Genomic DNA, 23,565 nt, shown 5'->3' on the forward strand with positions numbered 1-23,565 from the left:
CTCCTTATCATTATTATATAGCAATTTAGATATAAAAGCAATTTCATTTTATAAATTGGAGAATTAGTTTTATTTCTACTGAATCTCCCATCTACTTGCTCCTAAAGTTGCTTTCACTTGCCTCTTTTGATACACTTAAACTATGAATACAAATCTCAAACCCAAACTTCAGCGCTTCGCTGCTGCGACTGCCTTTGCCTGTCCTATCTGCCAAGAAAATCTAACCTTAGTAGAGAGCAGTCTCAAGTGTAGCAATCGTCATTCTTTTGACTTGGCAAAATTTGGCTATGTCAACTTGGCTCCTCAAATCAAGCAATCTGCCAACTACGACAAGGAAAACTTTCAAAACCGCCAAGAAATCCTAGAGGCTGGCTTTTATCAGGCTATCTTAGAAGGTATCTCCGACTTACTAGCCACTAAACCATCCGCAAAAACAGTCTTGGATATCGGTTGTGGCGAAGGCTTCTACTCTCGCAAGCTCCAAGAAAGTCACTCTGACAAAACCTTTTACGCCTTTGATATTTCAAAAGATTCCGTTCAAATCGCTGCCAAGAGCGAACCAAACTGGGCGGTCAACTGGTTTGTCGGCGACCTGGCTCGTCTTCCTATAAAAGACGCCAGCATGGATATCCTGCTTGATATCTTCTCGCCTGCCAACTATGGGGAATTCCGTCGCGTTTTATCCAAAGACGGTATTTTGATCAAGGTCATCCCAACCGAAAATCACCTCAAAGAAATCCGTCAAATGGTGCAGGACCAGCTGACAAAGAAGGACTATTCTAATCAAGATATCAAAGAACATTTCCAGGAACATTTCAGCACCCAATTTCGTCAGATTGCTTCTTTAACAAAACCTATCACAGCAGAGCAACGCCAAGCTCTGCTTGCCATGACGCCTCTCCTCTTTCACGTTGACCAAAGCAAGATTGACTGGAGTCAGTTGACTGAGATTACCATCGAAGCAGAGATTTTGGTTGGGAAAGCACTGTAAATAAAACTTTCAGATAAGACAAAACCCGCACCTTCAAGGTACGGGTTTAAATTATGTAATTATTAGTTCAAGTGCCAGATATCTTCGTTGTACTGAGCAATTGTACGGTCAGATGAGAAGAATCCTGCTTTGGCAATGTTGACGATGACTTTATCCAACCATGCGTCACGGTTTTCGTAGTCAGCAAGCATTTGCTCTTTCACCTTGATGTAGTCTTCCAAGTCAAGGAGAGTCATGAACCAGTCTTTGTTGATCAATTCCTTGTGAAGACGTTCCAAGCGTTCTTTCTTACCTACTGCAAGAACAGCGTCGCTGACGATGAAGTCAACCAATGGTTTGATGGCTTTGCGTGCGTAGAATTCGCTTGACTTGTAAGCTGCTTTTGCGTAAAGGTCAATAACAGTTTCTGAATCTTCTCCAAAGATGTAGATGTTGTCGTCGCCAACCAACTCAGCAATTTCCACGTTAGCTCCGTCCATAGTACCAAGAGTCAAAGCTCCGTTCAACATGAATTTCATGTTACCAGTACCTGAAGCTTCTTTAGATGCAAGTGAAATTTGTTCAGAAATGTCACATGCTGGAATCAAGAAGCTTGCTGCAGTAACGTTGTAGTTTTCAACCATAACTACTTGCAAGTGTGGTGCTACTTTTGGATCATTTGCAATCACTTCTGACAAGCAAAGGATCAAGTGAATGATGTCTTGGGCAATTGTGTAGGCAGGAGCTGCTTTACCACCAAAGAGCACTGTGATTGGGCGAGCAGGGATGTTGCCAGCCTTGATATCAAGGTATTTGTGAATCACATACAAAGCGTTCATTTGTTGACGTTTGTACTCGTGAAGACGTTTAATTTGGATATCAAAGATAGAGTTTGTATTGATTTCAACACCTTGGTGCTCTTTCAAATGACGAGCCAATTTACGTTTGTTGTGAGCTTTGATATCTTCCAATTTTTCTTTGACAGCAGCTTTGTCTTCATAAAACATTAGATTTTGTAGCTCTTCTGCTTGATGGTGCCAACCACGTCCAATAATATAGTCTAGATAGTGAGACAAGCGTGGGTTAGCATGCATGAGCCAACGACGGAAAGTGATACCGTTTGTTTTATTGTTGAATTTTTCTGGATAAATATCATAGAAGGCTTTCAACTCAGAGTTCTTCAGGATTTCAGTGTGGAGTGCTGCTACCCCGTTAACACTGTATCCGTAGTGGATATCCATGTGAGCCATGTGAACACGTCCGCTCTCGTCGATGATTTGGACAGCTGGATCTTTGTATTCTGCCTTCACACGACGGTCCAATTCTTCAATGATTGGTACCAAGTGTGGAACCACTTCTTGCAAGAATTCAAGTGGCCATTTTTCAAGGGCTTCAGCAAGGATGGTGTGGTTAGTGTAGGCTGTCATGCTGCGAACGATTGAGATGGCTTCGTCAAGTTCGATACCACGAGCAGTCAAAAGACGGATCAACTCAGGGATCACCATTGATGGGTGAGTATCGTTGATTTGGACAACTGCGTAGTCAGCAAGGTCATGCAAGTTGCTTCCTTTTTCAATTGCTTCGTCGATGATCAATTGCGCACCGTTTGAAACCATGAAGTATTGTTGGAAGATACGGAGCAATTCACCTTGACGATCACTATCATCTGGGTAAAGGAAAAGAGTCAAGTTACGAGCGATGTCTGTCTTGTCAAAGTTGATACCATCTTGGATGATTGAAGAATCAACTGAATCCAAGTCAAACAAACGCAAACGGTTTTTAGTTGCTGTTTTGTAACCAGGCACATCGATATCGTAAAGAGTAGATGTCAATGTAAAGTGCGCAAATGGCACTTGGTAGCTACGACTTGAGCGAACCAACCAGTTTTGGTCAGTCAACCAAGCGTTAGGAACCGTTTCTTGTTGGTTGTTTTTAAGAACTTGTTGGAAAAGACCAAAGTGGTAGTTCAAACCAACACCGTCACCGTTCAGACCAAGTGTAGCGATTGAGTCAATAAAGCAGGCTGCCAAACGTCCCAAACCACCATTCCCTAGAGATGGTTCCAATTCGACTTCTTCGATTTCGATCAACTCTTTACCTGCATCAGCAAGTTCTTTCTTAACGTCGTCATAAAGACCAAGGTTAATCAAGTTGTTAGACAAGAGTTTACCGATCAAGAATTCAGCTGAGATATAGTAAACTTTTTTCTTACCAGTATTTAATTTCTTTTGCGCACTAGCTTGCTTGGTGTAGTTGAGCAAGGCAATGTATAATTCTTCGTTTGAACATTCAGCAATTGTTTTTTGATGATGATCAATCACATATTTTTGTAATGATTCCATGTTGAGAGTCTCCTTTTGTTTCAACAATAATTGTAAATAGAGGAAAGCCTACTTGTGTAAGCACGCTTTCAGTATGATTAGGATTCTGCTTTTTGAACTTCTTTTGGCTTCAAGTCTTTATTTTCACGGCGATAGATGGTTGTAAAATCAAGCAATTCTTGCTCGACAGCAGGAGTCAATTGATCTTCAGTCATACGCCAAGACCAGTTTCCGCCAAGAGTAGATGGGTAGTTCATGCGAGCTGACTCATCTAGTTCTAGCAAGTCTTGCATGGTTGCAATAGCCATGAAGCTAACGGATGAAAAGACTGTGCGAAGCATTGCGTGTGGCACTGTTTCGTACTCTTTACGGTTCGTGTAACGAGCCATGTATTCACGAGTTGGATCGTCGATTTCATTACGGTACCAACCAAGAACCGTATTGTTATCGTGTGTTCCTGTGTACATAACAGAGTTGGCAGGTGCCAAGTGTGGACTATCGATACTTTCGTCTTCTGGGTTGAAGGCGAATTGAAGAATCTTCATTCCTGGAAAGCCAGTACGTTCACGTAACTCAATCACTTCATTTGTCATGAAACCAAGGTCTTCCGCGATGATGTTTAGCTCACCAAGCTCTTCCTTAACGGCTGCAAAAAGCTTATAGCCTGGGCCTTTCACCCATTTACCAGGGGCCGCTGTATCGGAACCAGCAGGGATTTCCCAGTAAGATTCAAAGCCACGGAAGTGGTCGATACGAACGATATCGTAGATCTTGAAGCTTTCGCGCAAGCGTTCAATCCACCATTTGTAACCGTCTTTGTCCATTGCTTCCCAGTCGTAGATTGGGTTTCCCCAAAGCTGACCAGTGGCAGAAAACTCATCTGGTGGGCAACCTGCGATGCAGGTTGCTTTACCAGTGGCATCTGTCTTGAAGAGATGTGGATTTGCCCACATGTCGCTTGAATCTTCCGCAACGTAGATAGGCATGTCTCCAACAATTTCGATGTGGTTGTCGTTAGCGTAGGCTTTCAATTTCAACCATTGTTGGAAGAAGAAATATTGAGTCACACGGTGGTAAACCAACTTGTCTGCCAATTTCTCACGGTAGCTTTCAAGTGCTGAAGCTTTACGCGCACGAGCATCTGCATCTGGCCATTCTGTCCAAGCAAGATTGTCAAAATGCTCTTTGATAGCCATATACTCTGCGAAGAGTTCGAGCCATGATTGGTTATCTTGAGCAAACTTCTCAAAATCTTTGACATCACCCACTTCCAAGAAGCGTTTAACTGCTTTTTCTAAAAGCGGACGACGTGCGTAATAAATCTTCGCATAGTCAACTTCAGATGCATCGCTACCAAAGTCAACACCTTCAAGGTCACTAGCTTCGAGCAAGCCTTGCTCTACCAAGATATCAAGGTCGATAAAATGCGTATTTCCAGCAAAGGCTGAGAATGATTGGTATGGAGAATCTCCATAGCTTGTTGTCCCAAGAGGGAGGATTTGCCAGTAACGTTGCTTCGTACGAACCAAGAAATCAACGAAATCATAGGCAGTCTGACCAAATGATCCAATCCCGTATGCTCCTGGCAGAGAAGAGACGTGCATCAACACACCACTTTGACGTTTTTTCATAATAGCACCTCATGTGTTTGTTATAAAACGCTGCGCAATTAAGGCGCAAACGTTTGCGTTGAATTAAGTATAGCGTATTTCAAAGACAAATGCAAGCGTTTTTAAAATTTTTTTTGAATTATTTTTATCTAACTAAAACTTATTTCCACTGATATTTTACGAAATAAGCGAAAAAATTTTTAAAGATTTTCTGATTTAAGATAATTCATTCCGAACATATCCTATATTTTCTGAAAATCGGGCTAAATTAACGCAATCGTTTCCCTTGGTTTTCACAAAATAAGAAAATCAGCGTTTAGGATGTTTTCTTCCTATTAAAGGCAATCATATCCACTTCCAAACCTTAAAAATTTTTTAAAATTTTTTCAAAAAAACCTTGCAACCGTTTTCTATTTGTGCTATACTAAGCTCATGAAGGAAAACGTTTGCGTTTCCCGAATAAATTATAACTGTTATTCTTTAGGAGGAATACACTATGTCATCTAAATTCATGAAGAGCGCTGCTGTGCTCGGAACTGCTACTCTAGCTAGCTTGCTTTTGGTAGCTTGCGGAAGCAAATCTGCTGACAAAGCTGCTGATACTAGCTCTTCAGAAGCAAAAGAACTTACTTTCTACGTTGAAGACCAATATAAAGCCTTCGCTGAATCTGCTGCAAAAGCTTATGAAAAGGAATCTGGCGTAAAAGTTACTATCAAAACAGGGGACCAAATGGGTGGTCTTGACAACCTTTCTCTAGACAACCAATCTGGTAAGGCTGCTGACGTTATGATGGCTCCATACGACCGTGTAGGTAGCCTTGGTACTGACGGACAACTTTCAGAAGTAACTCTTAGTGATGGTGCGAAAACAGACGATAAAACAAAATCACTTGTAACTGTTGGCGGTAAAGTCTACGGTGCTCCAGCTGTCATCGAATCACTCGTTTTGTACTATAACAAAGACTTGCTTAAAGAAGCTCCAAAAACTTTTGCTGAATTAGAAGAACTTGCTAAAGACAGCAAATACGCTTTCGCTGGTGAAGATGGCAAAACTACTGCATTCCTAGCTGACTGGACAAACTTCTACTACGCATACGGACTCCTTGCTGGTAACGGTGGTTACGTATTCGGACAAAACGGTAAAGACGCTAAAGACATCGGTCTTGCAAACGACGGTTCTATCACTGGTGTCAACTACGCTAAATCTTGGTATGAAAAATGGCCTAAAGGTATGCAAGATACTGAAGGTGCTGCAAACTTGATCCAAACTCAATTCCAAGAAGGTAAAACAGCTGCTATCATCGATGGACCTTGGAAAGCTCAAGCATTCAAAGATGCTAAAGTAAACTACGGTGTTGCTACTATTCCAACTCTTCCAAATGGTAAAGAATACACACCATTCGGTGGTGGTAAAGCTTGGATCATCCCATCAAGCACTAAGAACCTTGAAGCTGCACAAAAATTTGTAGACTTCCTTGTTTCAACTGAACAACAAAAAGCATTCTACGATGCAACTAACGAAATCCCAGCTAACACTGAAGCTCGTTCATACGCTGAAGGTAAAAACGATGAGTTGACAACAGCTGTTATCAAACAGTTCAAGAACGCTCAACCAATGCCAAACATTTCTCAAATGTCAGCTGTTTGGGATCCAGCTAAAACAATGCTCTTTGACGCTGTAAGTGGTAAAAAAGATGCTAAGACAGCTGCTAACGATGCTGTAACATTGATCAAAGAAACAATCAAACAAAAATTTGGTGAATAATTGAATTCGTTACAAGGGGGGAGAATACAAATCCCCCTTTGATTTTATAAATTTACGAATGATTGCAGTTGCCTATCTAGTGATTGGAGACAAACTTCAATCTCGTATCCTATGAAAGGAGTATTCATGGAAAACCAACAACCTAGCAAAGCAGCCTTGCTTTCAGTGATTCCTGGGTTAGGACAGATTTACAATAAACAAAAGGCCAAAGGTTTTATCTTCCTTGGTGTAACTATCGTATTTGTTCTTTATTTCCTAGCACTTGCAGCCCCTGAATTGCACAATTTGATCACTCTTGGTGACAAGCCAGGTCGTGATAATTCCCTCTTTATGCTGATTCGTGGTGCCTTCCATTTAATCTTTGTAGTCGTTTATGTGCTCTTTTATTTCTCAAATATTAAAGATGCACATACAATCGCAAAACGTATTAACAATGGAATTCCTGTCCCACGTACTTTTAAAGATATGATCAAAGGTATTTATGAGAATGGTTTCCCTTACCTCTTGATCATCCCATCTTACGTCGCTATGACATTTGCGATTATCTTCCCAGTTATCGTAACCTTGATGATTGCCTTTACCAACTATGACTTCCAACACTTGCCACCAAACAAATTGTTGGACTGGGTTGGTTTGACTAACTTTACAAACATCTGGAGCTTAAGTACCTTCCGTTCAGCCTTCGGTGCGGTTCTTTCTTGGACCATCATCTGGGCCTTGTCTGCTTCTACTTTGCAGATTGTGATTGGTATCTTCACTGCTATCATTGCTAACCAACCATTTATCAAAGGAAAACGTATCTTTGGTGTTATTTTCCTTCTTCCTTGGGCAGTTCCAGCCTTCATCACTATCTTGACATTCTCAAACATGTTTAACGATAGTGTCGGAGCGATCAACACTCAAGTATTGCCTATCTTGGCTAAGGTTCTTCCTTTCCTTGACGGTGCTCTTATCCCTTGGAAAACAGACCCAACTTGGACGAAGATTGCCTTGATTATGATGCAAGGTTGGCTAGGATTCCCATACATCTACGTTTTGACTTTGGGTATCTTGCAGTCAATTCCTAACGACCTCTACGAAGCGGCTTATATCGATGGTGCCAATGCTTGGCAAAAATTCCGCAACATCACTTTCCCTATGATTTTGGCTGTTGCAGCACCAACATTGATCAGCCAATACACCTTCAACTTTAACAACTTCTCTATCATGTACCTCTTCAACGGCGGAGGTCCTGGTAGCGTTGGTGGTGGAGCCGGTTCAACTGATATCTTGATCTCATGGATTTATCGCTTGACAACAGGTACATCTCCTCAATACTCTATGGCGGCAGCTGTTACCTTGATCATCTCTATCATTGTCATCTCTATCTCTATGATCGCATTCAAGAAACTACACGCATTTGATATGGAGGACGTCTAAGATGAATAACTCAATCAAACTCAAACGTAGACTGACTCAAACCCTCACTTACCTCTACTTGATTGGTCTTTCAATCGTGATTATCTATCCACTTTTGATTACTATTATGTCAGCCTTCAAGACTGGTAACGTCGTAGCTTTTAAACTAGATGCTAACGTCGACTTTAGCTTTGCCAACTTCCAAGGGCTCTTCACTGAAACCTTGTACGGCACTTGGTACCTCAACACTTTGATTATCGCCTTGATTACAATGGCTGTTCAAACAAGTATCATCGTACTTGCTGGTTATGCCTACAGCCGTTACAACTTCTTGGCTCGTAAACAAAGTTTGGTCTTCTTCTTGATTATCCAAATGGTGCCAACTATGGCCGCTTTGACAGCCTTCTTCGTTATGGCCCTTATGTTGAATGCCCTTAACCAAAGCTGGTTCCTCATCTTCCTATATGTCGGTGGTGGTATCCCGATGAATGCTTGGTTGATGAAAGGCTACTTCGACACAGTACCGATGTCTCTTGATGAATCAGCAAAACTAGATGGTGCAGGACACTTCCGTCGCTTCTGGCAAATTGTTCTCCCACTCGTTCGCCCAATGGTTGCAGTACAAGCGCTCTGGGCCTTCATGGGACCTTTCGGAGACTATATCCTCTCTAGTTTCTTGCTTCGTGAGAAAGAATACTTTACAGTTGCCGTTGGTCTACAGACCTTTGTCAGCAATGTGAAAAACTTGAAGATCGCCTACTTCTCAGCAGGTGCTATCCTCATCGCGCTTCCAATCTGTATTCTCTTCTTCTTCCTACAAAAGAACTTTGTTTCAGGACTTACAAGTGGTGGCGACAAGGGATAATCTATCCCCGCCACCCTTTTTCATTTTGATCTTGTTTCTAAAGTTGAAAGATTAGACACAAGACCGCAAATAGTAGCAAAATCAGCTTTTCAGTAAGCAATTTATCTACTAGACTTGAAATAAAGCACATTTCTCTATATAATAATACTCATATAGAAAACACCTTTTAGAAAGATACAAATGCTTCCATATCCATTTTCATATTTTTCAAGTATTTGGGGATTTCGTAAGCCCCTGTCAAAACGTTTTGGACTCAACTGGTTTCAACTCCTCTTTACCAGTCTCTTCCTTATCAGCTTGTCTATGGTACCCATTGCCATTCAAAACAGCTCACAGGAAACGTATCCACTGGATACGTTTATCGATAATGTCTATACACCCCTGACAGATGAAGCCATCATGGACTTGTCAGAGAATGCACAAATCGTTGATGGAAAGCTGAACTACTCAGGTACAAAGAATCAGCAGCCTTCTCTTTTGATTGGCCCAAGTCCAAGTAAGGAATTGCCAAAGGATTTGCAACTTCATTTTGATACGAAAGAACTCGTCATCAGTAAGGAAAGTAAGGAACTAACTCGCATTCGCTACCACGCCATTCAAACGGAGAGTTTCCAGAGTAAGGAAACTTTAACCCAGGCTATTTCTAAAGACTGGTACCAACAGAACCGTGTCTATATCAGTCTCTTTCTCGTTCTTGGTGCAAGCTTCCTCTTTGGATTGAATTTCTTTATTGTCTCTCTTGGAGCTAGTCTCCTCCTTTATATCACCAAAAAATCACGCCTCTTTTCATTTAGGAGCTTTAAAGAGTGCTACCATTTTATCTTGAACTGTTTAGGATTACCCACTCTGATTACGCTTATTTTGGGACTTTTTGGCCAAAATATGGCGACCCTTATCACTGTACAAAACATTCTTTTTGTTCTTTATCTGGTCACCATTTTTTACAAGACACACTTCCGTGATCCAGATTATCATAAATAGGAGATTTTTATGCCCGTTACGATTAAAGACGTGGCCAAGGCAGCAGGTGTCTCACCTTCAACTGTTACCCGCGTTATTCAAAACAAATCAACGATTAGTGATGAAACCAAAAAACGAGTTCGCAAGGCGATGAAGGAGCTCAACTACCACCCCAATCTCAATGCTCGTAGCTTGGTAAGTAGCTATACTCAAGTTATCGGCTTGGTGCTCCCTGACGACTCAGATGCCTTTTACCAAAATCCTTTCTTCCCATCTGTCCTTCGTGGTATCGCCCAAGTCGCGTCTGAAAACCACTATGCTATTCAGATTGCAACGGGGAAAGATGCAAAAGAGCGGCTCAAAGCTATTTCCCAGATGGTCTATGGTAAGCGTGTAGATGGTTTGATTTTCCTCTATGCCCAAGAAGAAGATCCTTTGGTTAAGCTAGTAGCAGATGAGCAATTTCCTTTCCTTATCTTAGGTAAATCTCTATCTCCCTTCATTCCGCTCGTCGATAATGACAATGTCCAGGCAGGTTTTGATGCAACAGAATATTTCATCAAAAAAGGATGCAAGCGAATTGCCTTCATCGGAGGAACCAAAAAACTTTTCGTAACACAAGATCGTCTAATGGGTTATGAGTTAGCTCTTAAACAATACCAACTTCCTATTGATCCAAATCTGACCTACTTTGCGACCGAATTTCTTGAAGATAATGGTTATCGCTTTAGTAAACTTCTCTTCGAGCATGATCCAAATATTGATGCTATTATTACTATTGATAGCCTTCTTGCTGCAGGGGTCTGTGATTACATCGCAAAACACCAACTGGATGTCCCTGTCCTCAGCTTTGACTCGGTCAACCCTAAACTGAACTTGGCAGCCTATGTGGATATCAATAGCTTAGAACTCGGGCGCGTTTCCTTTGAAACCATTCTCCAGATTATTAACGATGCCAAAAACAATAAACAGATTTGTTACCGCCAGTTGATTGGACACAAAATTATCGAAAAATAAAGACCAGCCCCAAGGCTGGTCTTTTGAGTATGATTAATTGTCTGTTTCTACGAATCGTCCTAGGATGTGGACATTTTCAGATACAGAGACAAAGGCTGTTGGATCGACCTGTTTCATGATGTGTTTAAAATCATTAAACTCTGCTCGCGTGATAACAGTGATCAAGACTGCTTTTCTCTCATGATTATAGGTTCCTTCTGCATCGTGGATCATGGTTGCTCCACGGTGCAATTTTTTATGGATTTTTGCGATTACCTTGTCAGGATTATTGGTCACAATCATGGCCTGCATTCGTTTTTGCTTTGTAAAGACCGCGTCTGTCACACGGCTCGATACAAAAATGGTAATCATAGAGTAGAGGGCGTATTTCCAACCAAAGGTCAGACCTGCTATCAGCATAATCATCCCATTTACCAAGAAAGAAATACTGCCGACATTCTTACCCGTTTTCTTTCGAATGGTGAGACTGACGATATCTGTACCTCCGCTAGAAATATTGTTACGGAGTGCAAAACCAATCCCCAAGCCCATGACAACACCCCCAAAAAGAGCATTGATGATGGGATCCTCTGTCAAGGTCACAACTGGCACAAGCTGGATAAAGAGGGAACTCATGGATACTGTGATAAAGGTAAAGATTGTAAACTTATGCCCAATCTGATACCAAGCCAAAATCATCAACGGAAAATTGATGGCATAAAAGGTCAGCGATATCGGAATATAAAAACCAAACCAGTGATTACTCAAAGCAGAGATAATCTGTGCCAAACCCGTCGCACCACTGGAGTAAACGTGTCCTGGTTGAAAAAAGAAATTGACTGCTACTGCTGACAGAAAGCCATAAACCAGAGAAGCCGATACTTTCTCATCGTATTTTTCCCGAGAGATACTTTGTAAAACTCGTAAGATTTTTATCTGATAAGCAAAGCGGCGCAGATAATAGCGCCACCGCTTAATTCGTTTTGCTTGTTTCATCTTCTTCTACTTGTAAGCTGAGTTCCTCTAGTTGTTTGAGAGCGACTGTTGATGGAGCTTGTGTCATTGGGTCGGTTGCCTTATTGTTCTTAGGAAAGGCAATGACTTCACGAATGTTTTCTTCTCCTGCTAAGAGCATGACAAAACGGTCAAGACCGATCGCCAAACCACCGTGTGGTGGGAAACCATAGTCCATGGCTTCAAGAAGGAAGCCAAACTGATCATTTGCTTCTTCAGCTGAGAAACCAAGAGCCTTGAACATGCGTTCTTGAAGGTCTTTTTGATTGATACGAAGACTACCACCACCAAGTTCATAACCGTTCAAGACGATATCGTAAGCAATGGCACGAACCTTAGCCAAATCACCTTCTAGTTCGTGGACTGTCTCTTCCTGTGGAAGAGTGAATGGATGGTGGGCGCTCATGTAACGACCTTCTTCTTCAGACCATTCAAACATTGGCCAGTCAACCACCCAAAGGAAATTGAATTGATCGTTATCAATCAAGTCAAGCTCTTTGGCGATACGGCCACGAAGGGCACCTAGTGTTGCATTAGCTACCTCAAGCGTATCCGCCACAAATAGAACTAAATCCTTATCTTCAAGACCAAGTGCTGCAGTCAATTCTGCTTGGATACCAGTCAAGAATTTGGCAACTGGTCCGTTTAATTCTCCATCAACAACCTTGACCCAAGCAAGACCTTTGGCACCGTACTGCTTGGCTACTTCGGTCATCTTGTCGATGTCTTTACGTGAGTAGTTATCTGCTGCGCCTTTGACCACAATGGCTTTAACGGCAGGTGCTTCTGAAAAGACTTTGAAATCAACACCTTTAACCGCTTCTGTCAAGTCCTGAAGCAACATATCAAAACGGGTATCAGGCTTATCAGAACCGTAAAGATCCATCGCATCATCGTATTTCATACGAGGAAATGGAAGCGTTACTTCGATGCCTTTGGTTTCTTTCATCACGCGCGCAATCAAGCCTTCTGTGATATCTTGGATCTCTTGCTCCGTAAGGAAAGACGTTTCCAAGTCGACCTGGGTGAACTCAGGCTGACGGTCACCACGCAAGTCCTCATCACGGAAACATTTGACGATTTGGTAATAGCGGTCGAAACCAGCATTCATCAAGAGCTGTTTCGTGATTTGTGGGCTCTGAGGAAGAGCGTAGAAATGCCCTTTATTGACACGAGATGGCACCAAATAGTCGCGCGCCCCTTCTGGCGTTGATTTAGAAAGGAATGGCGTCTCCACATCGATAAACTCCAACTCATCCAAGTAATTACGGATAGAGTGGGTCACCTTGGCACGAAGTTTGAGATTTTCCAACATCTCTGGACGACGAAGGTCAAGGTAACGGTAACGCAAACGTGTATCGTCATTGGCCTCAATCCCATCTTTAATCTCAAAAGGCGTTGTTTTAGCTGTATTAAGCACTGTCAAAGCTGTCACGTTCAACTCAACCACACCAGTTGGCAACTTATCATTGGCTTGTTCACGCGCTACGACTTGTCCAGTCACCTCAATGACAAATTCGCTACGAAGGCTTTCAGCTGTTGCCATAACCTCTGCAGATACTTTTTCAGGGTTGATAACCAACTGCATAATCCCTTCACGGTCACGAAGGTCGATAAAGATCAAACCACCCAAGTCACGACGACGGCCAACCCATCCTTTCAAAGTAATTTCTTGTCCGATGTGTTCCTCACGAACACGACCAGCATACATACTACGTTTCATGTTTTCTCTCCTCTTTTATTCTGTTACTATTTTACCACAAAAGCGCAGGCTCTTCATGAAAATCAGCAGAAAAGTTTGATTGTCTTTAGAAATCAAAACGAACAGACAAAAAATCCGATGAAAACGTCATCGGATTCTCTGATTATGATTCTTAACCTTTTTTACGCTTTTCAGCAATCTCAGCTGCCTTTTTAGGTAGAACAATCTCCGTAGCATAAGCCGAAGCAAAACGCAAGACACCTGCAATAGACGCAAAGACAACTGCTAGATAGTTGTAAAAGAAGTCGCCTTTAAAGGCATAGGCAAGTGCCCCGATGATAAAGAAGAGAACGACCGCCTGTATCACTGCTAATAAAATTACTCGTTTCATGTGACCTCCTGACTCTATTATAGCATGAGTATCATCAAAAAGCCGATTAAATTATTCAAAGCGTGGAGAGAAATGCTGTAAAGAAGGCCTTTCCTATTGATATAAGCCAACCCTAAACTAAAACCCAGACTAGCATAGACTAAAAACTGTTGTAAAGTCCCTGGAAAATGAATCAAGGCAAAAAGCACACCTGATACGAGGAGAAACAGAGCTGTCTGTTTGCTGTTGTTCTGCTTAGGAAAGAGATAGCGCGCCAGCATCCCTCTAAAGATGAGTTCTTCCGTCAGAGGAGCAAAGACTACCACCATAAAGAAACCAAATACAGGCTGAGCAACTGTCAATTGTGATACGATTTGTTGATTGACCGACGGATCATCTGGCAAAAAGAACTGTGCTGTAATCGCCACTAGCAAAACCAGAGTAGGCAACCAGATATAACGATTAAAAACCGTCGTCTGGATGCTAACCTTTTCTGTCTGATACCATCTGTAAACTCCATAAACATAGGCCCCTGACAGGACGATATAAAGTGGCAAAACTTCAAAGATTGAAGCCCCTAGTCCAAGAGCTGACAGAGCCATACTCTGAACCAGACCATAACCAAAGAAAAAGGATAGAACAGCTAGAAGAAACCAGCCAATATTTTTAAGTATTTTCATAAAGATCTCCTATTTGAAATGAAGACTTAGCATTGTTATTCGCATCATTTTGATAAAAATGTGGAATACAGTAGCAACTAAAAGGGCTAATAAGCGAATTCCTCTTGCAAAAATGGAAACAATAGTAATGGTTTTATAAAGATATTTTTGAGTAAGCAAGAGCAATGTTAATCCTAGAAAAAGTGGGTTAGGAATAAGTTCCTGACCAATTTATCTGTCATTAAAAGCCTAATTTTTCAAAGATTTCTGAGAAGTTTTGGCTAATAGCATCAAGTGACACTTGAACTTCTTCTCGAGTTTGGTTGTTCTTAACCGTCACTTGTCCGCTTTCAACTTCACTCTCGCCTAGAGTAATGAGAGTCTTAGCCGCAAAGACATCGGCGGACTTGAACTGAGCTTTGAGCTTCCGGTTAAGGTAGTCACGCTCTGCTTTGAATCCTTGTTGGCGAAGGGCTTGTACCAATTCCAAGGCCTTAACATTTGCGCCTTCTCCCAAGACTGCGATATAGACATCTAGAGCGTTTTCGATAGGGAGGGCCACACCTTGCTTTTCAAGGATAAGAAGCAGACGCTCTACACCAAGTCCAAAGCCAAAGCCTGCAGTTTCAGGACCACCAAAGTAGGCAACCAAACCATCGTAACGACCACCCGCACAGACTGTCAAATCATTGCCCTCAATCTCAGTGATAAACTCGAAAATGGTGTGGTTGTAGTAGTCCAAACCACGTACCATATTGGTATCGATGAGATAGTCTACACCCAGATTTTCCAACATCTGACGGACGGCATCAAAATGAGCTTGGCTTTCTTCATCAAGGAAATCCAAGATAGACGGTGCATTTTCTACTGCCACCTTGTCTTCTTTTTCCTTAGAGTCCAAGACACGGAGAGGATTTTCCTCCAAACGACGTTGGCTATCCTTAGACAAGGTCTCCTTGAGCGGTGTCAAATAATCAATCAAGGCTTGACGGTAAGCCGCACGACTCTCAGGATTTCCAAGAGTGTTAAGATGCAATTTGACACCTTGGATGCCGATTTCTTTCAAGAAATGAGCTGCCATAGCGATTGTTTCCACATCGGTAGCTGGATTGCTAGAGCCAAAACACTCGACACCAATCTGGTGGAACTGGCGTAAACGACCTGCTTGTGGACGCTCATAACGGAACATAGGGCCCATATAGTAGAACTTACTTGGCTTTTGCACTTCTGGGGCGAAGAGTTTATTTTCCACATAGGAACGGACAACAGGCGCAGTTCCTTCTGGACGGAGGGTAATATGGCGGTCACCCTTGTCATAAAAATCGTACATTTCCTTGGTTACGATATCCGTTGTATCTCCGACAGAGCGGCTGATGACCTCGTAATGCTCAAAAATAGGCGTGCGCACTTCCGCATAGTTATAGCGCTTGAAAATTTCACGGGCAAAGCCCTCAACGTACTGCCACTTAGCAGACTCAGCAGGTAAAATATCCTGCGTTCCTTTTGGTTTTTGTAATTTCATAGGGTATCCTCTTTAAACTTAATAGTCTTATTTTACCATAAATAGAGGGATTAAAACAGTGAGAAAAAATTAGGATTCAAATATCATTTTTGAGATTAAGACTTGTCAAAAGGATAGCCAGCAAAGAAAGACCAACAAATAAGATCCAAGTCAACTGCATATTCCATACGGCTACAAGTGAAAAACAGGCTGTTCCCACAGGTATGGATAAGGTAAACAATAGACCTAAAAAATTACTTGTGCGAGCTAGAACCTCTGAAGCTAGATTTTTCATGAGCATGGCACTAATCTTTGGTTGAACTTTACCAGACACATACAGAGTTAGAAAGAGGAATAGCAAACCAAGCACGACTTGATTGAATACATTCGCCAGACCAACTAAACTAAGTCCTACGGTCGCCCACATCATCAATCTAGGCAGGGACTGCTTCCCAAAATAATCATTGCCTGTAAGGCTACTGACGATAAGTGCTAATAAAATACAGGATTGCTCGATAAATAACGCCTCTGTGTAAGAAAAGTTTAAAAGAGAATGGTTCAAAAAGAAGATATTATAAATGCCTCCCAAAGCACCACCCAAGGCATTGATAAGCAAGACAGCAAAGAGCATAAAACCAAAGTTTTTCTGTCCACTTTTAAGAAAAACGAGGCGTAAATTTCGATAAATCGTTAGAAATTGGTCTTTGATAGAAAGCTTCTCATTTTTTAGGATTTCACCATCAGCAGATGAAATCGACAGGCTTAATTTGCTTTTTCCTAAAAAGAGAATAGCCGCTGATACTAGGAAAAAACAGGCATTGATTCCCGCAACGAGAGAAAAATTATTGATCGATAGCCCTAAGAGCCAGACTCCGAAAGCTTGACCACCAATAGCTGAAATATAGGTGATAAACTGGGAAAAAGAATAAGCCTCCATCAAATCATTTTCAGCTACCTTTTCCTTAATAAGAGGCATGCGCAAACCACCAGCAAAATCACTGATGATATCACTAATGACATTGATTAAACACAGGCTAGAAAAGGCAAATAAACTAGCTTGCTGAACAACTAAAGCTACTAGAAAAAATAAAACTGCCTGAAACAAACCGCTGTAGACCATCCATTTGACCTTGTCCCTCGTGTAATCTGCCCGAATCCCTACAAAAACTGTAAAGAGAGTCGGAAGAATCATCACAATATTTGCTACAGCAACCGCAAAAGATGCTTGTGGCAAGGTCGATGCATAGACGATAAATACCAGGTTAAAAATCGAAGCACCAAAAGCATTGAAGAATCGTGACAAAGTCAACAGTCGATAAGCTTGATTTCTAAACAATAATTTCATAGAAAATCTCCCTTCTTGCTCTAAGTTCTATATGAAGTATGACTACAGTATAGCACTTATGAATTAGCGAAAAAATTTTTTGAATATATGCAACACACAAAATAAGAAAAAAGCGATAGAACTCCTTTAATGACCTGAAAGAGGTCTGGAGTTCTATCGCTTCAAATTTTAAATCATACTTCTTTAGTAATAAAAAATGAATCTTATCTAAATATAGATTACTCTAATCTTAGTATTCTAAAAATTTTAGGTAACATTATAGTTATATATATTAGGAGGGTTACTCCCCCAAATATGAATATCAACCCTCCATTCACTTCTTTTTGAAAAAGATAAGTGAATACTATGGTACCTATCGGCATGATAGATGTATTTAGTGTAAATAAAGTACTCATTACTCTGCCTAAAAATTTTGTTTCGATGGTACTTTGAAGGTAAGTCATCACAATAATATTTAAAACAACAAGAGTAAACGCTATGATTCCCATAAATATACTACCAAGAAAAGAAATAATAATTTGAGAGTTAGTTGATGCAAATGTGATGCCTAAACCAATAATAGCCATAGTTAAGAGAACAAGTGGCATGGTTATCTTACTCGAGAGTAAGATGTTGTTTTCTTTCTTATCTGGCAATAGTGACATTGAAATACTGGCTAAAAGCATTCCTACTGCGGCCATAGTTTCAAGCATCCCTACTGTCGAGTTATCTAACAGAAGTTGCTCTTTTAATACAAAGGGCACCCCAATACTGATAGATGTGTAGAAAAAATTGAGGATAACACTTACAAGAATAATGTATTTTACAATTTGATTTTCTTTAAGAAATTGAATGATTTCTTTGATTCCATGCAGAGGATTTTCACAATTCGTAGCCTTGTTCTCTTGCTCGTTATATTCATAGTAAAATTTCATACTAAGTAGAACTCCTAAAGAGAGGAGGTTTGCAAAGATTTCAATTAGAATAAAACCTGCAAAACCTAACCAACCATAAAAAATGACTCCAATAGCTGGAGAAAGCATGGTTGCAATTGCAATGGCAGTCTGTGTAACAGAACTTAATCTTTGAATTTTTTTATCATTTACTAATTCATGAATTGAGGCTGAATAACAAGTATCACTTATATTTACTGTAATAGAGTGAAGTATTACAAACGGAATTACTAGGTATAAAATACTCGAAGAATCCATAAGAAAATAAAAAGCATAGAACAAAAGAAAGGTAAAAATTCTAAAGATGAAATTATATATCAAAATTTTCTTGTGTGGGTATCTATCTACTAGATTACCAATGGGAACTAAGAAAATCAAACTGACTAAAGGATAAATAATCATATTAATCCCAAAACTCATTGCAGATTTTGTTTGATCCAGTAGCATCAAACCTAAAGCAAAATTGAAAGATTTCCCGCTCAAAGAGCCAATGAAATTGCTAATAAAATCTTTTATAATTTGCTTATTTGAGATACGGTCACTAATTATATTTTTCATTTACATTCTCCCCTCTTCTTAATTTACAGATATTCAACAATCAGTCGTTTTTCTATAGTATTCGGCAGATTTGTTACAGCCAAGCATCTCAAAAATACGGACAGCATCTTCCATCTTTTTTTGTCCTTCCTTGACTCTGCCTTGCTTGCTATCAAGGAGACCTTCCGCCCACAAATAGACAATTCGGAAATAGGTTTCATTTTCCTTGTAGAAATGCTCTTCTATGACATCTTTAAAATAATAGGCATTGGTAAATTCTTCACACTCAATACTAGCTAAAAACCATTCAATAGCATCGTATGAAAAAGGTTTCGGTTCCCCTTCGTCTCCATTAGAAAATCGGATTTGCGTACCATCTCTCTAACATACCTAGTGAAAAGAGAAACAGATAAGAGAGGTGAACTGACTGAGAACAAATTGAGTTCATAGTTTCCCCAAATCTCGGTCGAAAACAGATAATCATGAAGGACTTTTCCTTCCTCTGCTGTTAACTCTACCCTTTCATCCATGCTCTTCATATAAGACTTGATAATAATGGCATTTAGAATATGTTTCTGTTTGTTTTGAGAATGGGTTTGCTTTTGATACTCCTTACGATACAAGTCTTCAAGAGGTGCTATATTCTTTGGATCCAAGACATCTATGATTTCTTTTCTCAACTCAGAATCTGTATCATAGTGAAAACCTCTAGCCAAAAAGAGGATTTCCTCCACACTGGCAGATATATTTTCTAGGGCAAATAGAAACTTTTCTACCGAAAGCTCACTCTGACCTGTTTCAAAGCGAGACAACATAGACGGCGAAAATTGTCCTCCAGTTGCTTGTCTCAGCGAGATATTTCTTGACTCTCGTAATTGTCTAAAGACTTTTCCAATCTGCTCCATAGGCTTCCCCTTGATTCAGTATTTTCTTCATTTTATCATATTTTTCAGAAAATTCATCAAAAACTTGCCAAATTGTCAGAATTATGAGAAAATAGAGGATATTTATCAGGTGGAGGGACTGTTATGAGAGACGATATCAAAATCAATGACCGCGCTTTGGCCTTACAAGACCAAATTATCGAAAAACTAGAGAAGGTTTTTGATACAGATGTGGAATTGGATGTTTACAATCTAGGATTGATTTATGAAATCAATCTGGACGAAACGGGTCTCTGCAAGATTGTCATGACCTTCACTGATACTGCCTGTGATTGCGCCGAAAGCCTGCCTATCGAAATCGTCGCAGGTCTGAAACAAATCGAGGGTATCGAAGATGTCAAGGTTGAAGTTACCTGGTCGCCTGCCTGGAAGATCACACGAATCAGTCGCTACGGCCGTATTGCCCTTGGACTGCCACCTCGTTAATACTCTTCAAAAATCTCTTCAAACCACGTCAGCTTTATCTCCAACCTCAAAGCTGTGCTTTGAGCAACCTGCGCCTAGCTTTTTAGTTTGCTCTTTGATTTTTATTGAGTATAAGTAGGCAAATCACTTTTGAAGATGAAAAAAAGCAAGCCGAAGTTGGCTTGCTTTTCTTGTTTATTTTTTACCTGACTTGTCCATATTCCAGAAATCTGTCACGGCTCCGCGTGAAGCAGATGATACAATGTGGGCATATTTGCCAAGGACACCACGGCTGTAAAGTGGTGGCAAGGTTGTTTCTGTCTTGCGTTTTTCAAGTTCTTCTTCGGATACGGCCATAGAAATTTCTTTGGTATCTTGGTCAACCGTAACGATATCACCTGTACGAAGGTAAGCAATTGGTCCACCATCCTGAGCTTCAGGGGCGATATGTCCAACAACCAGACCATAAGTACCACCAGAGAAACGGCCATCCGTCAAGAGGGCAACCTTGTCTCCTTGACCTTTACCAACGATCATGGATGAAAGTGACAGCATCTCAGGCATACCAGGACCACCCTTAGGTCCAACGAAACGGACAACGACTACATCGCCATCAACGATTTCGTCTGTCAGAACGGCCTGAATCGCATCTTCTTCTGAGTCAAAGACCTTAGCTGGTCCAACGTGGCGACGCACTTTAACACCTGATACTTTAGCAACCGCACCATCAGGGGCAAGGTTCCCGTTCAAGATGATCAGCGGTCCATCTGCACGTTTTGGATTTTCAAGTGGCATGATGACTTTTTGACCTGATGTAAGGTCTGCAAAGTCAGCCAAGTTTTCAGCGACAGTCTTACCAGTACATGTGATACGGTCTCCGTGGAGGAAACCATTCGCCAAGAGATATTTCATAACCGCTGGAACTCCACCGACTTCGTAGAGATCTTGGAAGACATACTGACCAGATGGTTTCAAGTCAGCCAAGTGAGGCACACGTTCTTGGATCGTATTGAAGTCCTCAAGTGACAAGTCAACATTAGCCGCATGGGCAATGGCAAGCAAGTGAAGAGTGGCATTGGTTGACCCACCGAGAGCCATGGTTACTGTAATGGCATCTTCAAAAGCTTCACGAGTCAAGATATCTGATGGTTTGAGGCCAAGCTCCAACATCTTAACAACAGCACGTCCTGCTGCTTCGATATCTTCTTTCTTATCAGCTGATTCAGCTGGGTGAGAGGATGATCCTGGCAAACTCATCCCTAGAACTTCGATAGCAGTCGCCATGGTATTAGCTGTATACATACCACCACAGCCACCAGGGCCAGGGCAGGCATTGCATTCGAGACGCTTCACGTCCTCAGCTGTCATGTCACCGTGGTTCCACTTACCGATTCCTTCAAATACCGAAACCAAGTCGATGTCTTTGCCATCAAGATTTCCAGGCGCAATGGTTCCCCCATAAGCGAAAATAGCCGGGATATCCATATTGGCAATGGCAATCATAGAACCAGGCATGTTCTTGTCACAGCCACCGATAGCCACAAAGGCATCCACATTGTGACCACCCATTGCCGCTTCGATTGAGTCCGCAATGATATCGCGAGATGTTAGAGAGAAACGCATCCCAGGCGTTCCCATAGCGATCCCGTCTGCTACGGTAATGGTTCCAAACTGTACCGGCCAAGCGCCCGCAGATTTGACACCTTCTTTAGCCAATTTCCCAAAATCATGCAAGTGAATGTTACATGGTGTATTTTCCGCCCAAGTTGAAATCACTCCCACAATCGGTGTTTCAAAGTCCTTATCTGTCATACCAGTCGCACGAAGCATAGCACGGTTTGGTGATTTAACCATGCTGTCATAAACGCTACTGCGGTGACGTGTATCTAATTCTGTCATCTTATCCCTCCCGTTTCAGTTTTTACTATTATAGCACAATTTCCGCATGAAGAACAGAATAAAATTCTTGAATTTTCAGAAAATTTCGATTAATTCAATTGAATGACTTCTAATTTTTTCATCTTTTTTTGTCAAGTAACTTTACTTTACAAAAAAAATGTGTTATCCTAGTATGGTTGATGAAAATCACTAGATTGAATCGAATTTAAATACCTAAAGGAGAAATCAAAATGGCAGTACCTGCACGTCGCACTTCAAAAGCGAAGAAAAACAAACGTCGTACACACTACAAAGTAACAGCTCCATCTGTAAACTTTGACGAAACTACTGGAGATTACTCACGTTCTCATCGTGTATCACTTAAAGGATACTACAAAGGACGTAAAATCGCTAAAGCTGCATCAGCTGAATAATAGAAGGGAGATACCATGCGCGTAAATATTACACTTGAACACAAAGAATCTGGTGAACGCTTGTACCTTACTTCTAAAAACAAACGTAACACTCCAGACCGTCTTCAATTGAAGAAATACTCACCAAAACTTCGCAAACACGTCGTGTTTACAGAAGTGAAATAAGCATACCTAACTCAAAACGCCTTACTGGGCGTTTTTTGCTTGATTGGCGAGCGATCTATAGTTTTTCAGGAGAGATTTATGGCATTTTATCTTTGGATGTTTCCTCTACTTTTTATCTTTCACGATATGGAAGAAATTATCGGTCTTGTCCCTTGGATTCATCTCAACGAAACCTTGCTGGCTCAAAAGGCTCCAGCTATTCTCAAAATCCACAAAGAAATGACAACAGAGGGATTTGCCCTTGCTGTTTTTGAGGAGTTTATTCTTGTCTTATCCATCACTTTATTAGCGTATTTTAGTCAATCTAGAGCGCTCGAATTAGTTTGGTTGGGGGGATTTGTAGCCTTTGCACTCCATCTCTTGCTCCATATTGGACAATCAATTCTTCTCCGTAAGTATATCCCTGCTCTCATCACTTCCATCCTTTGTTTTCCTGTCAGTGCTTATTTGATTACAGACATCGTGCATTTGTGGCAGGTTTCGACTAGCGAATTTTTCCTATTTTCACTGGTCGGTTCAGGCATCGTCGTCATCAATCTCCTCTTTGCTCTCTGGCTTGGGGTAAAGTATTCCGCCTGGCTTGCCCATAACCATTAACAAAAGTTCCTTGCAATTTCAATTTGCAGGGAATTTTTTATCCCCCTCACAGTTAAGAAGTGTTCTATAGTTTTTTAGGCTCTATAATATTTGTAGTGGGTAAATCCCCTATGGATATTATGGAGCCTATTTTGTTGCAGAAAAAAAGTTCCACATGACCTATAATGAAAAGCGACAAAACAACTCATTAGAAAGAA

At 41.0% G+C, this 23,565-nt stretch carries 20 protein-coding genes and 1 pseudogene; 10 read left to right on the plus strand and 11 right to left on the minus strand.

Translation table 11 applies throughout. The features are described from left to right. Positions 1-142: 142 nt before the first annotated feature. Positions 143-991 carry a putative RNA methyltransferase gene (locus STO1_RS09055; RefSeq protein ID WP_096422878.1) on the plus strand — a complete coding sequence of 283 codons (849 nt, stop codon included), beginning with the start codon at positions 143-145 and terminating at the stop codon, positions 989-991. A gap of 62 nt (positions 992-1,053) precedes the next feature. Here STO1_RS09055 and glgP read toward each other — a convergent pair whose 3' ends face one another. Both glgP and malQ read right to left on the minus strand, forming a co-directional pair. Then, on the minus strand, positions 1,054-3,312 hold the full coding sequence (gene glgP / locus STO1_RS09060) for a glycogen/starch/alpha-glucan family phosphorylase (protein ID WP_096422880.1): 2,259 nt from the start codon (positions 3,310-3,312) through the stop codon (positions 1,054-1,056). A gap of 77 nt (positions 3,313-3,389) precedes the next feature. Beyond that, a complete protein-coding gene (malQ, locus tag STO1_RS09065; RefSeq protein WP_096422882.1) occupies positions 3,390-4,922 on the minus strand; it encodes a 4-alpha-glucanotransferase in 1,533 nt (510 codons plus the stop codon). A gap of 475 nt (positions 4,923-5,397) precedes the next feature. On the opposite strand from malQ, the gene STO1_RS09070 reads away from it, so the two are divergent. The 5 genes from STO1_RS09070 to STO1_RS09090 all read left to right on the plus strand — a co-directional run bounded on the left by STO1_RS09070 (position 5,398) and on the right by STO1_RS09090 (position 10,906). Then, positions 5,398-6,666 (plus strand): extracellular solute-binding protein, encoded by a 1,269-nt coding sequence (locus STO1_RS09070; protein WP_096422884.1) that lies wholly within the window; start codon positions 5,398-5,400, stop codon positions 6,664-6,666. Positions 6,667-6,792: 126 nt separating this feature from the next. Continuing rightward, the gene (locus STO1_RS09075; protein WP_000431414.1) at positions 6,793-8,085 is read left to right on the plus strand and encodes a carbohydrate ABC transporter permease; all 1,293 of its coding nucleotides are present in this window, start codon (positions 6,793-6,795) and stop codon (positions 8,083-8,085) included. Between the two features lies 1 nt (position 8,086). Then, entirely contained in the window at positions 8,087-8,929 is an 843-nt protein-coding gene (locus tag STO1_RS09080; protein ID WP_001065656.1) for a sugar ABC transporter permease, read from the plus strand. 180 nt (positions 8,930-9,109) lie between these two features. Next, positions 9,110-9,910 (plus strand): DUF1189 domain-containing protein, encoded by an 801-nt coding sequence (locus STO1_RS09085; protein ID WP_065371437.1) that lies wholly within the window; start codon positions 9,110-9,112, stop codon positions 9,908-9,910. Between the two features lie 9 nt (positions 9,911-9,919). Further along, on the plus strand, positions 9,920-10,906 hold the full coding sequence (locus tag STO1_RS09090) for a LacI family DNA-binding transcriptional regulator (RefSeq protein WP_001145418.1): 987 nt from the start codon (positions 9,920-9,922) through the stop codon (positions 10,904-10,906). A 33-nt stretch (positions 10,907-10,939) separates the two neighbouring features. On the opposite strand, the gene STO1_RS09095 is transcribed toward STO1_RS09090, so the two are convergent. From STO1_RS09095 to STO1_RS09130, 8 genes and pseudogenes are all read right to left on the minus strand, one after another. Beyond that, the gene (locus STO1_RS09095; protein ID WP_096422886.1) at positions 10,940-11,881 is read right to left on the minus strand and encodes a YitT family protein; all 942 of its coding nucleotides are present in this window, start codon (positions 11,879-11,881) and stop codon (positions 10,940-10,942) included. Next, a complete protein-coding gene (aspS, locus tag STO1_RS09100; RefSeq protein WP_096422888.1) occupies positions 11,859-13,622 on the minus strand; it encodes an aspartate--tRNA ligase in 1,764 nt (587 codons plus the stop codon). Before aspS ends, STO1_RS09095 begins: the two co-directional genes overlap by 23 nt. A gap of 151 nt (positions 13,623-13,773) precedes the next feature. Then, positions 13,774-13,992, minus strand: coding sequence for a hypothetical protein (locus STO1_RS09105; RefSeq protein WP_096422890.1), 219 nt, complete (start codon positions 13,990-13,992; stop codon positions 13,774-13,776). A 17-nt stretch (positions 13,993-14,009) separates the two neighbouring features. Further along, on the minus strand, positions 14,010-14,651 hold the full coding sequence (locus STO1_RS09110; protein ID WP_096422892.1) for a CPBP family intramembrane glutamic endopeptidase: 642 nt from the start codon (positions 14,649-14,651) through the stop codon (positions 14,010-14,012). 220 nt (positions 14,652-14,871) lie between these two features. Further along, positions 14,872-16,152: a histidine--tRNA ligase gene (gene hisS / locus STO1_RS09115; RefSeq protein WP_084938746.1), complete on the minus strand. Its 1,281-nt coding sequence runs from the start codon at positions 16,150-16,152 to the stop codon at positions 14,872-14,874. A gap of 76 nt (positions 16,153-16,228) precedes the next feature. Beyond that, positions 16,229-17,476: an MFS transporter gene (locus STO1_RS09120; RefSeq protein ID WP_096422894.1), complete on the minus strand. Its 1,248-nt coding sequence runs from the start codon at positions 17,474-17,476 to the stop codon at positions 16,229-16,231. 218 nt (positions 17,477-17,694) lie between these two features. Further along, a complete protein-coding gene (locus STO1_RS09125) occupies positions 17,695-18,966 on the minus strand; it encodes an MFS transporter (RefSeq protein ID WP_084938744.1) in 1,272 nt (423 codons plus the stop codon). A 33-nt stretch (positions 18,967-18,999) separates the two neighbouring features. Next, positions 19,000-19,850 (minus strand): annotated as a pseudogene (locus STO1_RS09130) (Rgg/GadR/MutR family transcriptional regulator). 123 nt (positions 19,851-19,973) lie between these two features. On the opposite strand from STO1_RS09130, the gene STO1_RS09140 reads away from it, so the two are divergent. Next, positions 19,974-20,315: a metal-sulfur cluster assembly factor gene (locus tag STO1_RS09140; protein WP_001204052.1), complete on the plus strand. Its 342-nt coding sequence runs from the start codon at positions 19,974-19,976 to the stop codon at positions 20,313-20,315. Positions 20,316-20,489: 174 nt separating this feature from the next. Here STO1_RS09140 and ilvD read toward each other — a convergent pair whose 3' ends face one another. Continuing rightward, positions 20,490-22,193, minus strand: a complete 1,704-nt coding sequence (gene ilvD / locus STO1_RS09145) for a dihydroxy-acid dehydratase (RefSeq protein WP_096422896.1) — start codon at positions 22,191-22,193, stop codon at positions 20,490-20,492. A 230-nt stretch (positions 22,194-22,423) separates the two neighbouring features. Here ilvD and rpmF point away from each other — a divergent pair, with 230 nt between their 5' ends. The 3 genes from rpmF to STO1_RS09160 all read left to right on the plus strand — a co-directional run bounded on the left by rpmF (position 22,424) and on the right by STO1_RS09160 (position 23,368). Continuing rightward, a complete protein-coding gene (rpmF, locus tag STO1_RS09150; protein WP_000290417.1) occupies positions 22,424-22,606 on the plus strand; it encodes a 50S ribosomal protein L32 in 183 nt (60 codons plus the stop codon). Positions 22,607-22,621: 15 nt separating this feature from the next. Further along, positions 22,622-22,771, plus strand: a complete 150-nt coding sequence (rpmG, locus tag STO1_RS09155; RefSeq protein ID WP_001265622.1) for a 50S ribosomal protein L33 — start codon at positions 22,622-22,624, stop codon at positions 22,769-22,771. 78 nt (positions 22,772-22,849) lie between these two features. Continuing rightward, on the plus strand, positions 22,850-23,368 hold the full coding sequence (locus STO1_RS09160) for an HXXEE domain-containing protein (protein ID WP_009729500.1): 519 nt from the start codon (positions 22,850-22,852) through the stop codon (positions 23,366-23,368). Positions 23,369-23,565 lie beyond the last annotated feature (197 nt).

It is taken from the genome of Streptococcus oralis subsp. tigurinus, assembly GCF_002356415.1.
Classification (GTDB): Bacteria; Bacillota; Bacilli; order Lactobacillales; family Streptococcaceae; genus Streptococcus; species Streptococcus oralis_F.